Annotated in this window: 14 protein-coding genes; 7 read left to right on the top strand and 7 right to left on the bottom strand. The window is 63.1% G+C overall.

What is annotated here, in order from left to right; translation table 11 throughout:
* Nucleotides 1-97 precede the first annotated feature (97 nt).
* On the top strand, nt 98-988 hold the full coding sequence (locus PVT67_RS14015) for a LysO family transporter (protein WP_301494545.1): 891 nt from the start codon (nt 98-100) through the stop codon (nt 986-988).
* Nucleotides 988-1,311 carry a cupin domain-containing protein gene (locus PVT67_RS14010; protein WP_301494543.1) on the top strand — a complete coding sequence of 108 codons (324 nt, stop codon included), beginning with the start codon at nt 988-990 and terminating at the stop codon, nt 1,309-1,311. Before PVT67_RS14015 ends, PVT67_RS14010 begins: the two co-directional genes overlap by 1 nt.
* Nucleotides 1,312-1,354: 43 nt before the next feature.
* On the opposite strand, the gene rpoD is transcribed toward PVT67_RS14010, so the two are convergent.
* From rpoD to rpsU, 4 genes are all read right to left on the bottom strand, one after another.
* A complete protein-coding gene (gene rpoD / locus PVT67_RS14005; protein WP_301499712.1) occupies nt 1,355-3,193 on the bottom strand; it encodes an RNA polymerase sigma factor RpoD in 1,839 nt (612 codons plus the stop codon).
* Nucleotides 3,194-3,285: 92 nt separating this feature from the next.
* Complete coding sequence (dnaG, locus tag PVT67_RS14000; protein WP_301494541.1) at nt 3,286-5,025, bottom strand: DNA primase; 1,740 nt, start codon at nt 5,023-5,025, stop codon at nt 3,286-3,288.
* Between the two features lie 68 nt (nt 5,026-5,093).
* The gene (locus tag PVT67_RS13995; RefSeq protein ID WP_301494539.1) at nt 5,094-5,540 is read right to left on the bottom strand and encodes a GatB/YqeY domain-containing protein; all 447 of its coding nucleotides are present in this window, start codon (nt 5,538-5,540) and stop codon (nt 5,094-5,096) included.
* 26 nt (nt 5,541-5,566) lie between these two features.
* The gene (gene rpsU, locus PVT67_RS13990; RefSeq protein ID WP_008485630.1) at nt 5,567-5,782 is read right to left on the bottom strand and encodes a 30S ribosomal protein S21; all 216 of its coding nucleotides are present in this window, start codon (nt 5,780-5,782) and stop codon (nt 5,567-5,569) included.
* A gap of 177 nt (nt 5,783-5,959) precedes the next feature.
* Here rpsU and tsaD point away from each other — a divergent pair, with 177 nt between their 5' ends.
* Nucleotides 5,960-7,003, top strand: coding sequence for a tRNA (adenosine(37)-N6)-threonylcarbamoyltransferase complex transferase subunit TsaD (tsaD, locus tag PVT67_RS13985; RefSeq protein WP_301494533.1), 1,044 nt, complete (start codon nt 5,960-5,962; stop codon nt 7,001-7,003).
* Nucleotides 7,004-7,142: 139 nt separating this feature from the next.
* On the opposite strand, the gene plsY is transcribed toward tsaD, so the two are convergent.
* Entirely contained in the window at nt 7,143-7,739 is a 597-nt protein-coding gene (gene plsY, locus PVT67_RS13980; RefSeq protein WP_301494530.1) for a glycerol-3-phosphate 1-O-acyltransferase PlsY, read from the bottom strand.
* A gap of 109 nt (nt 7,740-7,848) precedes the next feature.
* Between plsY and folB the strand changes: the two genes are divergently transcribed.
* On the top strand, nt 7,849-8,205 hold the full coding sequence (gene folB / locus PVT67_RS13975; protein WP_301494528.1) for a dihydroneopterin aldolase: 357 nt from the start codon (nt 7,849-7,851) through the stop codon (nt 8,203-8,205).
* Nucleotides 8,202-8,684: a 2-amino-4-hydroxy-6-hydroxymethyldihydropteridine diphosphokinase gene (gene folK, locus PVT67_RS13970; protein WP_301494525.1), complete on the top strand. Its 483-nt coding sequence runs from the start codon at nt 8,202-8,204 to the stop codon at nt 8,682-8,684. Before folB ends, folK begins: the two co-directional genes overlap by 4 nt.
* On the opposite strand, the gene PVT67_RS13965 is transcribed toward folK, so the two are convergent.
* Nucleotides 8,685-9,917, bottom strand: coding sequence for a multifunctional CCA addition/repair protein (locus PVT67_RS13965; protein WP_301494523.1), 1,233 nt, complete (start codon nt 9,915-9,917; stop codon nt 8,685-8,687).
* An 89-nt stretch (nt 9,918-10,006) separates the two neighbouring features.
* Between PVT67_RS13965 and PVT67_RS13960 the strand changes: the two genes are divergently transcribed.
* Nucleotides 10,007-11,545 carry an ExeA family protein gene (locus PVT67_RS13960; protein ID WP_301494521.1) on the top strand — a complete coding sequence of 513 codons (1,539 nt, stop codon included), beginning with the start codon at nt 10,007-10,009 and terminating at the stop codon, nt 11,543-11,545.
* Nucleotides 11,542-12,135, top strand: a complete 594-nt coding sequence (locus tag PVT67_RS13955) for a general secretion pathway protein GspB (RefSeq protein ID WP_301494519.1) — start codon at nt 11,542-11,544, stop codon at nt 12,133-12,135. Before PVT67_RS13960 ends, PVT67_RS13955 begins: the two co-directional genes overlap by 4 nt.
* 41 nt (nt 12,136-12,176) lie before the next feature.
* Here the strand turns inward: PVT67_RS13955 and PVT67_RS13950 are convergent, their stop codons facing one another.
* Nucleotides 12,177-12,695 (bottom strand): porin family protein, encoded by a 519-nt coding sequence (locus PVT67_RS13950; protein WP_301494517.1) that lies wholly within the window; start codon nt 12,693-12,695, stop codon nt 12,177-12,179.
* Nucleotides 12,696-12,795 lie beyond the last annotated feature (100 nt).

The following is a 12,795-nucleotide window of genomic DNA, read 5'->3' as shown; positions in this document are numbered from 1 at the left end:
TGAAGCGTTTGGCGAATTCTTGAACGGCCCCCTGGCCCTGCCGGTGAAGGCCTGAAACTGCTATGCTGCGCCCTTTCGTTGCCGAGCCATATCGACCATGTTTGCCTCCCTTGCCGTGATACTGCTGCCCCTGCTGCTGGGCTACCTGCTGCCGCCTTTCAAGGACAAGCCCCTGGCCTGGGTAGGCCGCGGCGTGACCTGGCTGGTCTACGTCATCCTCTTCTTCATGGGCATGGGGCTGGCCGGTATCGACAACCTGGCATCGGCCCTGGCGCGCATGGCCGGTACCACGGCCCTGGTGTTCGGTGCCGTGACGGCGGCCAACGGCCTGGCGCTCTGGCTGCTGTCAAAGGCCTTCCATGACCATGGCCGCCAGGGGGAACGCCAACCCATCCGATGGGGCCAGGTGCTCAAAGATTCCGGCATCCTGGTGGGCACCGTCATAACGGGCACTTTGGTGGGGCTGGTGCTGCCGCTCAACGCCCACGCCTTCTCGGAAGGGGCCCTGGCGCTGTTGCTGCTGTTGATCGGTATCCAGCTGAGGGCGGCCGGCATGACGCTGCGCCAGCTCTTTCTGAACCGGCTTGGGCTCTTCATCGCCCTGACCCTGATGTTGAGCACCCTGGCTATGGGGGCCCTGCTGGCGCCTTGGCTGGGACTACCAGTCAACCACGGCATGGGCTTGGTGAGCGGTTTCGGCTGGTACAGCCTGTCCGGCATTTTGGTGAGTGACGCCCTGGGGCCGCTCTGGGGCGCCACCAGCTTCTTCGTGGATCTCTTCCGTGAACTGGTGGCCCTGGCCTTGATACCAACCCTGATGCAAAGGGCCATGCCGCTGGCCATCGGCTATGCCGGGGCCACGGCCATGGACTTCTCATTGCCGGTGATCCAGAAGAGCGGCGGCCCTGCCTGCGTGCCTGTGGCCATCGTCTCCGGTTTCCTGCTCAGCCTGGCAACACCGGTATTGATGGCCATACTCTTGGTGTGATGAAAGCCCAGAACCTTTTAAACCCCTTACCGGACGCCTTCGAAGGCGAGGTGTTCGACGACCTCTTGAGCCGCCCGGGGCTGCGCCTGGAGCGCATCGTCTCTCACGGCCAGGGTTCGCCAGAGGGTTTCTGGTATGAACAGCAGCAGCACGAGTGGGTGCTGGTGCTGGAAGGGGAGGCGGAGCTGGGCTTCGAGGGCGGCGAGGCCGTGCACCTGGCCAAGGGTTGCTGCCAGCTGTTGCCGGCCGGCGTGAAGCACAGGGTCAACTGGACGGCGCCCGACAGGCCCACCGTCTGGCTGGCGCTCTTCTTCGACCCATAAAAAAACGGCACCCTAGGGTGCCGTTCTTGTTGCCTGCCTGGGCTTACTCGTCCAGGAAGCTTTTCAGGATCTCGGAGCGGGAAGGGTGGCGCAGCTTGCGCAGGGCCTTGGCTTCGATCTGACGGATACGCTCACGGGTAACGTCGAACTGTTTGCCCACTTCTTCCAGGGTATGGTCGGTGTTCATGTCGATACCGAAACGCATGCGCAGCACCTTGGCTTCGCGGGGCGTCAGGCTGGACAGCACTTCCTGGGTGGCCAGCTTGAGGCTTTCGCTGGTGGCGGCATCGGCCGGCAGCTCGAGGGTGGTGTCCTCGATGAAATCCCCCAGATGCGAATCTTCGTCGTCCCCGATGGGGGTCTCCATGGAGATGGGCTCCTTGGCGATCTTCAGCACCTTGCGGATCTTGTCTTCCGGCATGGCCATGCGAATGGCCAGCTCTTCCGGGGTGGGCTCGCGGCCCATCTCCTGCAGCATCTGGCGGGAGATACGGTTGAGCTTGTTGATGGTCTCGATCATGTGCACCGGGATACGGATGGTGCGGGCCTGGTCCGCGATGGAGCGGGTGATGGCCTGACGGATCCACCAGGTGGCGTAGGTCGAGAACTTGTAGCCGCGACGGTATTCGAACTTGTCCACCGCCTTCATCAGGCCGATGTTGCCTTCCTGAATGAGATCCAGGAACTGCAGGCCGCGGTTGGTGTACTTCTTGGCGATGGAGATAACCAGACGCAGGTTGGCCTCGACCATTTCCTTCTTGGCGCGGCGGGCCTTGGCCTCACCGATGCTCATGCGGCGGTTGATGTCCTTGATGGCTTCGATGGTGAGGCCGGTTTCCTGCTCGATCTGCTGCAGCTTCTGTACGCAGCGGCGCAGATCTTCTTCCAGGGACTTCATCACATCGGAGTAGCCCTTGCCGGCCTCCAGGTGGCCGTCCAGCCAGCCCATGTTGGACTCGTTGCCGGGGAAGGTCTTCATGAAGACCTTGCGGGGCATCTTGGCGTCGTCCACGGTCAGCTTCATGATCAGTCGCTCCTGGGTGCGGACGCGGTCCATCATGTCGCGCATCTCGGCCACCAGGCGGTCGAACTGCTTGGGTACCAGGCGGAATTCCTTGAAGATCTCCGCCAGCTTCAGCACTTCATCACGGGCTTCGTCGGAAGCACGACCCTTGGCCTTGATGGTGGCGCGGGCGGCTTCGTATTGGCTGCGCAGGGCACCGAACTTCTCGCGGGCGACTTCCGGGTCCAGGGTGTTGTCGTCGTCACCGCCGTCGCTGCTTTCCTCTTCCTCGTCGTCGTCCTCGTCGTCCAGCTCTTGCTGGGACAGCTCGGAGCCCACATGGGTCGCAGAGGGGGCGGCATCTTCTTCGGCGTTGGGATCGATGAAGCCGGAGATGATGTCGGACAGGCGCGACTCGCCCGCTTCCACCTTGTCGTACTGCTCAAGCAGGTAGGTGATGGCTTCGGGGTATTCGGCAACGGAGCACTGGACCTGGTTGATACCGTCTTCGATGCGCTTGGCGATGTCGATCTCGCCTTCACGGGTCAGCAGTTCGACGGTACCCATTTCACGCATGTACATGCGCACCGGGTCAGTGGTGCGGCCCAGTTCGCTCTCGACGGTAGCCAGGGCCTGGGCGGCGGCTTCTACAGCGTCTTCGTCGGCAGCATCTTCAGACATCATCAGGGTATCGGCGTCAGGTGCGCTTTCGAACACCTGGATACCCATGTCGTTGATCATCTGAATGATGTCTTCTATCTGATCGGAATCGACGATGTCGTCCGGCAGATGGTCGTTCACCTCGGCATAAGTCAGGTAGCCCTGTTCTTTACCTTTGGCGACCAGAAGTTTAAGCTGCGACTGTGGGGTTTGCTCCATAGACATCATCCGCTCAGGTTGAATTGCCGTGCCAGAAAGTGAATACGACAGTATAGCGAGTCGCCTTCCTCACTGCTAGCACCGCATGAATCTCAGCCATTTCCCGCCTTCGCAGAAAACAACGCCTTAAGTTCTTGAATTTCTTCAGGTGTGGCCTGCTTTCGCGCTTGCTTGGCCACCAGTTCCTGGTACCGGATCTCCAAGGATTCGGTGAGTAGGCGCTCCACGGCGCCCAGCAATTCCGGGGTCAGATTGTCTTCCACAGCGGACAGGTCCAGCTCCGCCAATTTGGCGAAGATGGGGGCGTTGGCGCTGTTTTCAAGTCGCCGCAGCAATTGTCCTGTAGTGGGCACAGTGCCGTTCTTGATGGCCTGTACCGCTTCATCCAGCACCTCGGCGCCCGGGAGCCGCAGTGCCTTGAAATCGAGTTCGGGCAGTTCCAGGGCCAGGGCCGGATTCTGCACCAGTATGGCGATGGTCAGCCGCATCAAGGGCGGCCGGCCGGCCTTGGTGGCCTTCTTCTGCTGGGGCTGAGCCGGGCTCTTGGCCACGAAACGCTCCAGCTGTTCCTCTGCTACTGCCAGCCGTTTGGCCAGCTCTTCGCGCAGCATCACCCGGTACACCGAGTCCGGCAGCCGCTCCAGTAGCGGCATGGCTTTTTCGGCCAGGCGCGAGCGGCTGTCGGGGCTGGCCATGTCGACGCTCTTCTCCAGCTCCTGAAAGAGGAACTGGGAGAGGGGCAGGGCCTTGGCCAGCAGCGCCTCGAAGGCGGCTTTGCCTTCCTTGCGCACCATCGAATCCGGGTCCTCGCCGTCAGGCAAGAAGATGAACTTCAAGGTGCGGCCGTCGCGCAGCAGCGGCAGGGCGTTTTCCATGGCCCGCCAAGCCGCTTCCCGGCCGGCGCGGTCGCCGTCATAGCAGCAGATCACCTCCGGCGCCGAGCGGAACAGCAGTTCCAGCTGGTCGCTGGTGGTGGAAGTGCCGAGACTGGCCACCGCGTAGCTGACGCCGGCCTGGAACAGGGCCACCACGTCCATATAACCTTCGACCACCAATAGCCGCTGCAATTCACGGTTGGCCTGGCGGGCCTCGTAAAGGCCGTAGAGCTCGCTGCCCTTATGGTAGATACGGGTCTCGGGGGAGTTCAGGTATTTCGGTGTGCCGTCCCCCAGCACCCGGCCGCCGAAGGCGATGACCCGGCCGCGACGGTCGCGGATGGGGAACATCACCCGCTCGCGGAAGCGGTCGTAACGGCGGCCCTTGTCGTTCTGCACCAGCATGCCGGTGTCCATCAGCAGCTGCTGGCGCTCGAAGCTGGTGCCGAATTTCTTGAGAACCCCATCCCATTCGTCCGGTACATAGCCGATGCCGAACTGCTTGACGATGTCACCCGACAGGCCTCGGCCCTTGAGGTAGTCAACGGCGGCCGGAAAGGACTTGAGGTTCTGGTAGTAGAAACGCTGTATGTCCTGCATCAGGCCATAGGCGTCTTCTCGGCGTTCGGCGGCCTTGGGGTTGCGCTGGTGGCCTGCTTCGCGGGGCACTTCCAGGCCCTGCATGCTGGCCAGCTCTTCCACTGCTTCGGCAAAATTGATGCGGTCGAATTCTTCCACGAACTTGATGGCGTCACCCTTGGCGCCGCAGCCGAAGCAATAGTAGAACTGCTTCTGGGGGCTGACCGAGAAGGAGGGCGTCTTTTCGCTGTGGAAAGGGCAACAGGCGCTGTAGTTCTTGCCGGTTTTCTTGAGTTTGACCCTGGTGCCGATCAGCTCAACGATGTCGGTACGAGCCAACAGATCGTCGATGAAATCACGGGGAATGGTTCCAGCCATGATGCTCCGGTCAGCAGGATAAAAATGAATAAGGTGAAGGAGTTATCCTATCACCCGAGGCGGATTTGTCAGGCGCTTAATTTCGCCTTGACCAGGCCGCTGATAGGGCCCATTTCCGCACGGCCCTGCAACTTGGGTTTGAGCCAAGCCATGACCTTGCCCATGTCAGCCGGGCCAGTGGCACCGGTTTCGGTGACGGCCTGGGCGATGAGCTCCGCGATTTCGTCGCTATTGAGCTGCTTGGGCAGGAAGTCCTGGAGGACTGTGATCTCGGCAGCCTCGGCGTCGGCCAATTCCTGGCGGCCGGCACTTTCGTACTGGGAGATGGAGTCGCGACGCTGCTTGATCATCTTGGTGAGGATGACCAGCACTTCGTCGTCGGAGAGTTCGCGGCGCTCGTCCACTTCGACCTGCTTGATAGCGGCCAGGGCCAAACGCAGCGTGCCAAGGCGCTCTTTGTCCTTGGCACGCATGGCATCTTTCTGCGCGTCGGTGAGTTGCTCTTTGAGACTCATAACGGCTCCAGATGCTAAATCGCTAATCAGTACAGACGAACGCGACGGGCGTTTTCGCGAGCCAGTTTCTTGGCGTGACGCTTAACGGCAGCAGCCTTCTTGCGCTTACGCTCAGTGGTAGGCTTCTCGTAGAATTCGCGCTTGCGGCACTCGGCCAGGACACCGGCTTTCTCGCAGGAGCGCTTGAAGCGGCGCAGGGCTACGTCGAAGGGTTCGTTCTCACGTACTTTAATTACGGGCATGTACCATCACCTCAGGGGTTATACGGTTAGGTGGTCTGCAAATGACCACTGCGACTAAAAATGGTGCGGAATTCTAACGTACGCCGGCAGCGAATGTAAAGCCGGGATCGGCGGCAAAGGTGGAGATAGTGTCGAGCTGCGGTTAAGATAGCGGCCCCTGTGGTTATGAGGCTCCCCATGCGCGTTCTGGGCATCGAAACTTCCTGTGACGAAACCGGCATTGCCATCTTCGATACCGAAAAAGGTCTGCTGGCCCATCGGCTCTACAGTCAGGTGAAGCTGCACGCCGACTATGGCGGCGTGGTGCCTGAGCTGGCGTCCCGCGACCATGTGCGCAAGACGTTGCCCCTCATAAAGGAAACCCTGCAGGAAGCCGGCCTCAAGGGCGAAGAGCTGGACGGCATCGCCTATACAGCAGGCCCCGGCCTGGTGGGAGCCCTGCTGGTGGGCGCCACCATAGGCCGGAGCCTGGCCTACGGCTGGCAGATCCCGGCCGTGGCAGTCCACCATATGGAAGGGCACCTGCTGGCCCCCATGCTGGAAGAGACCCCGCCCCAGTTCCCCTTCGTGGCGCTGCTGGTATCCGGCGGCCATACCCAACTGGTGGCGGTGGAAGCCATAGGAAAGTACCGCATCCTCGGCGAGTCCATCGACGATGCCGCCGGTGAGGCCTTCGACAAGACCGCCAAACTGTTGGGCCTGGACTACCCCGGCGGCCCTCGCCTGGCGGCCATGGCGGAAAAGGGCAACCCCGACCGCTTCAGCTTCCCGAGGCCCATGACCGACCGCCCGGGGTTGGATTTCAGCTTCTCCGGCCTCAAGACGGCGGCGGCCAATGTCATTCGTGGCGCAGGCAGTGGCGCAGGCAGTGGCGAAGGGGATGACGAACAGACCCAGGCCGACATCGCCCGCGCTTTTGAGGACGCCGTCGTGGATACCCTGGCCATCAAGTGCCGCCGGGCCCTCAAGGAAACCGGCTTCAAGCGGCTGGTGATGGCCGGCGGCGTCAGCGCCAACAAGCGGCTGCGGGCCAAATTGGAGGAACTGATGACCGGCCTCAAGGGCGAGGTTTTCTATGCCCGCCCCGAGTTCTGCACCGACAACGGCGCCATGATCGCCCTGGCCGGGGCCCTGCGCCTCGAGGCCGAGGGCAGCCTGGAGCTGTCGGTCAAGGCCCAGCCCCGCTGGTCCCTGGAAAGCCTGGCGCCTATCGCGCCCTGATAACGGGCTAGGAAAAAGGCGGCCTGGGCCGCCTTCTTTGTTCCCCAAAACCCTCCCTGGTGCCGAACCCGGCCAGGCCATCCAGAGCCTGGCGTGAACCTGCACCCAAGCAGCGCTTAGGTTTCGAGGTTCACCCTTTTCATTTGGGTTTTCTAAACCGCATCCGTGGCTCTGTACCGTTCCAGAGCCGGCGCAGGTTGTCCTTGTGGCGGATGATGATGAGGGTCGCCAGCATGGCCACGGGGATCACGTAGGCCGGTTTGATGAACCAGGTATAGAGGGGAGACAGGGCCGCCGTCACTATGGCCGCCAGCGAGGAGAGCCGGGTCGCCATCACCAGCAGTATCCAGGTCAGGATCTGCAGGCCGCCGAGGGTCAGGCCTATGGGCATCATGGCGCCGAAGGCGGTGGCCACCCCTTTGCCGCCGCGGAAGCGGAAAAAGATCGGGAAGATGTGGCCCAGGCAGGCGGCAATGGCAATCACCCCCAGCCAGATGGCGTCGATGCCCAGGAAGAAAGAGCCCCAAACCGGTATGGTGCCTTTGAGCACGTCGCCGGCCATCACCAGGGCAGCAGGCCCCTTGCCGCCCAGGCGCAGCACATTGGTGGCGCCCGGGTTGCCGGAGCCGTGCAGGCGGGGGTCAGGCAGGCCGAACAGCTGGCAGACGATGACGGCGCTGGAAACAGAGCCCAACAGATAGGCGACCAGGGTCATCAGTACAGCGGTGGCGATCATTAAGGCCCTTGGTTTTTTCCGGTTAGGGGATAAGGTAAACTCGGCTGCCGTTGTCGTACAAGCAGGCCCGCGAGATTAGCAGGGCCGGCGCCAAAACGAGACCCGACCTGTGAGCGACCGCATCTTTATCGAAGGCCTGGAAGTCTACACCGTCATCGGTGTCTTCGACTGGGAAAAGGACCACAAGCGCAAGCTGGTGTTCGACCTGGAGCTGGCCACCGACATCAAGGCCGCGGCGCAAGGGGACGACTACGGCAAGGCGCTCTGCTACGGCAGTATCAGTGCCTTCATCACCCAGTATGCCGAGAGCCACCAGTTCGAGCTGCTGGAGACCCTGGCCGAGCGCATCGCCCAAAAGCTGGTCAGCGATTTCGGGGTGACCTGGCTGAAGCTGAAACTGTCCAAGCCCGGTGCCGTGCCCAACGCCCGCAACGTCGGCCTTATCATCGAACGCCGCGCGCCGTGACCGAGATCCTACTGAGCCTCGGCTCCAACGTCAGCCCTGAGCAGCACTTGCGTGCCGGCCTAAAGGCCCTGCGGGCTGCCTTCGGCGAGATAGCGTGTTCCCCTGTCTTCGAGGCCGAGCCCATCGGCTTCAAGGGCACCAACTTCCTGAACATGGCGGTGAGGGCCTGGACCGACTGGCCCCTGGAGGCGGTGCTGGCCTGGATAAAGGACGTGGAGTTTGCCCATGGCCGGCCGGCCAATGCCAAGAAGTACGCCCCCCGCACCTTGGATATCGACCTGCTGACCTTTGGCGACCTGGTCTGCCAGGAACCGGTGGAGCTGCCGCGCCCCGATATCCGCAAATTGGCCTTCGTGCTCTGGCCCCTGGCGGAGCTGGTGCCGGAGCAGTTGCTGCCCGGCAGCGCCCAGAGCTACCGGCAGCTCTGGAGCGATTTTCCCAAGACCCAGGCCCTCTGGCCCGTGCCCTTCGAGGGCTGATCAGGCGCCCTGACGGGCGTCCTTTTCCGCCTGCACCAGGCGGATCCGCTCGGCATTAACCGCTTCCCCCACCTGAGGGCCCTTGAGGCCCCTGGCCACTATGGCTTTGACGTCCACCATTCTCGCCGCTTTGAAACACTGGCGCAGCCAGTCCGCCTGGGAATAGGGTTTTTCCTCGAAGCCGGTACGGCCCTTGTAATCGGCGATGCAGGCGAGCACCAGCTTTTCCACCCGCTCGGGCTTGCGCCAGGCGTCCAGCTTGTCGAAGAGCCGTACCAGGGTGCTGGCCCGCAGTTCGAAGGCGGTATGCACCTGGCAGTGCAGATCCGAGACCAGCAGCGCCAGGTCGCGGCAGCCGTTGGGCACCCGGAAGCGGGTGCAGAAATCGGTGATAAGCGCCATGCCGCTCTGGCCGTGGCCGTGGTGGCTGGGCCACTTGTCGGGTGGGGTCAGGGCTTTGCCGAAGTCGTGGCAAAGGGCGGCGAAGCGCACTTCGATGTCATCGCTCAGCTTGGCGGCCTGCTCCAGCACCATTAATGTATGGATGCCGCTGTCCACTTCCGGGTGCCATTTTTCGGGGGCCGGTACCCCGAAGAGGTTGTCCAGCTCTGGGAACAGGGCCTGCAAGGCGCCGCAGTCCTTCAGTACCTCGAAGAACACCTGGGGCGAACCGGTGTTGAGGGCCTTTTCCATTTCCTTCCAGACCCGCTCCGGGGTCAGGGCGGCAAGCTCGCCGCTGTCCGCCATCTGGCGCAGCAGCGCCTGGGTTTGTGGGGCGACGGTAAAGCCAAGGTGGGCAAAACGGGCGGCGAAGCGGGCCAGGCGCAGTACCCTGAGCGGATCTTCGCAAAAGGCATCCGACACATGGCGCAGCACCCTGTTGTCCAGATCGCTCTTGCCGCCATGGGGGTCGATGAGGTTGCCGTCCTGATCCTGGGCCATGGCGTTGATGGTGAGATCCCGGCGGATGAGATCTTCCTCCAGGGTCACGTCAGGGCTCGCGAACACTTCGAAACCGGTATAGCCGACACCTTTCTTACGCTCGGTGCGGGCCAGGGCGTATTCCTCGTGGGTTTTGGGGTGCAGGAAGACGGGAAAATCCCGGCCCACCTGTTCGAAGCCCTGGGCCTTCATGGCCTCTGGGGTTTCCCCCACTACCACCCAATCCCGCTCGTGGACCTCAAGGCCCAACAGGGTGTCGCGCACGGCGCCGCCAACCAGATAACAGTTCACAAAACCTCCTATGTGGAGGGCCATTATACCTTGCCAAAGGGCCAGGGGCGCGCAACCATAGGGCGCAGAAAAGCAACCAACTGGCAGTTATGTACGAGTCATTCTTCGGCCTGACCGAAAATCCCTTCTCCATAGCCCCCAACCCGCACTTCCTCTACATGAGTGAGCGGCACCGGGAAGCCCTGGCCCATCTGAAATTCGGCCTGAGGGAGACGGGGGGCTTCGTGCTGCTGACCGGCGAGGTGGGCACCGGCAAGACCACGGTGTCCAGGCGGCTGCTCAAGGAGCTGCCGGACAACACCGATCTGGCCTTCGTGCTCAACCCCATGCTCACCGAGAGCGAGTTGCTGGCCACCCTTTGCGACGAGTTGGAGATCGCCTACCCGGACAACCCCAGCCTCAAGCAGCTCACCGATGTCATCCAGGCCTTCCTGCTCAAGAACCACGAGGCGGGACGCCAGACGGTGCTGCTGGTGGACGAGGCCCAGCACCTCAAGGTGTCGGTATTGGAGCAGCTGCGGCTGCTCACCAATTTGGAGACCGACACCCAGAAGCTGCTGAAGATCATCCTCCTCGGCCAGCCGGAGCTGAACCAGCTGCTGCGCCGCCAGGAGCTGCGGCAGCTGTCCCAACGCATCACGGCCCGCTATCACCTGCTGCCGCTCAGCCGCAAGGACTGTGCCCAGTACGTGCTGCACCGGCTGCGTATCGCCGGCCGCGAGCGCCCGCTGTTCACCGGGGCCGCCGTCCGGCGGCTGCACAACTACAGCGGCGGCATACCGCGGCTCATCAACCTGCTCTGCGACAGGGCCATGCTCGGGGCCTATGGTGCCCAGCAGGAGAAGGTGGACGCCAAGCTGATGGACGCGGCGGCCAAGGAAGTGCTGCACCACGACAGCCGCCAGCAAAGGCCCCGCCAATGGCTGCCCTGGGCCCTGTTGGCCCTGGTGGCCGGCGGCGCCATCGCTGCCTACCCCTTGTTGCAGCAAGGCGCTTCTCCCAAACCTTTGCCGGCAAGCAGCCAGGTGCCAACGACGCCTGTGGCGGCCAAGGTGACATTGGCCAGCCGTGACCGCATCTCCCTGGCCGCCTTCGACGCCCTTTTCAAGGCCTGGGGCATGCCGGCGGCCGACGGTGACCCCTGCCAGGCCGCCGAGCGCCTCGGTTTTCGCTGCCTCAGCCAGCAGTTGCCCTGGCGGGAGCTGGTGGCCCTGGGGCGCCCGGCGGTATTGGAGTTCCTGGACGACGGCGGCGAGCGTTTCTTCGCCACCCTGGTCGGGGCCGGTGACAGTTTCAGGCTGGCTCTGAGCGGTGGCGAAACCCAGGTGCCCAGCCACTGGCTGGATCAGCACTACCGCGGCAACGCCATCTTGCTGTGGCGGCCGCCCCAGCAGTTCAGCCAGGCCCTGGTGCCGGGCAGCCAGGGGCCGCTGGTGACCTGGTTGGACAACGCCCTGGCCCAGGCCCTGGGGGACCAGGCCCAGGACACCAACAGGTACGACGACAAACTCCAGGACAGGGTCCGCGCCTTCCAGCGCCGTTTTGGCCTCAAGGCCGACGGCCTGGCCGGGGAGAACACCTTGGTGCGTCTCAACCGCGCCCTGGGAGCGCCGGGGCCTGTGCTGTGACCCTGCTCAACAAGGCCCTGGCAAGGCGTGAGCCCCAGGAGCAGGCAAAGACCATCGAAGGCGGTTTCCACCGCGACACTGGCCTCGCCCGGCTCTGGTTGGAACGGCTGGTGATAGTGGTGGCGGCGCTGCTGCTGGGCCTTATCCTCTGGCAGCGTTGGCAACCGCTCTTGCCAAAAACGCCCGAGGCCAAGCCGCAAAAGCCGGCAGTCTCAGCCGAGGCGCCTCCCGCTGCGAAGGCACCCGAACCCGCCGCCCGGCCGCAGGCCGCCGATCCCTTCTTCAAGGCTCCATCCAAGGCTGAGCCAGCGCCTGTTCTACCCAAACCGGTCGCCGCTAAGCCCGCGGCTGTTCAAGAAGCCCCCTTCGATGCCGCCAAGGCACCGGCCACCCTCAGCTACACGGGGCATTTCTACGCCTCGGATCCCAAGCTGCGCTGGGTGATCCTGAACGGCCACAAGTTGCGCCAGGGGGAAGGTCTGCCTGGCCTCAAGGTGCTGGAAATAGCCCCGGACAGCGCCAACATCCAGCTCGGGGAGAAGCGCTTCTGGCTCAACGCCCTCACTAACTGGCCAACCACTGGGGAATGAAAAACGCGGCACAGGGCCGCGTTTTTTGCACCTTGGAAAACTCAGAAATGGTAGCTGACGCCGACGGCGAGGCCCGCCAGGTCGGCCTGGTCCTTGTTCAGCAACTGGGCGTATTCGATGAAGAGGTTGGCGTTGCGGCTGAAGGCAAAGGTGAGGCCGGCGCCGTAGCTCAGGTCGTCCTGGGAGCCGGTGTCGCTCCGGCCCTGGAACGATGCCTTGGCCCTGGCCTGGGTCCAGCCCAGCAGGCCATAGACGGAGACAAAATCGGAAACGGGGTATTGGGGCAGCAGGTAGAGACCGTACTGGTGCTTGAGCTCCACCTTGACGCTGGTGCCGCCGGTATTGACCTTGTCATCCCCCAGGCCAAAGGCGGCGCGGCCTTCGACGGCCAGGAAGGGGGTGAAACGAAAGCCCATCTGGGCACCCAGCAGATCCAGGTTGGCGTCGTTGCTGACCCCGGGATCCAGGGCTTCGGCGCTGAAGTGGAGGCCGCCATAGGGGCCAGGGGCATCGGCGAAGGCAGGGGAGGCCAGCAAGGCCAGCAGCAGCAGTTTTTTCATGTTTTTTGTCCTCATCCCGGAAATGGGCAAAGCCCTTATTGAGCTTAGCGTGCCGGCAAGAGGCCGATAAAAAAACGCGGCCCTAGGGCCGCGTTTTTTG

The sequence above is a fragment of the Gallaecimonas kandeliae genome (assembly GCF_030450055.1).
In the GTDB taxonomy this organism is placed as follows: domain Bacteria; phylum Pseudomonadota; class Gammaproteobacteria; order Enterobacterales; family Gallaecimonadaceae; genus Gallaecimonas; species Gallaecimonas kandeliae.
Note: the sequence above shows the minus strand (reverse complement) of the source record. Positions and strands in the feature narration are given on the sequence as shown.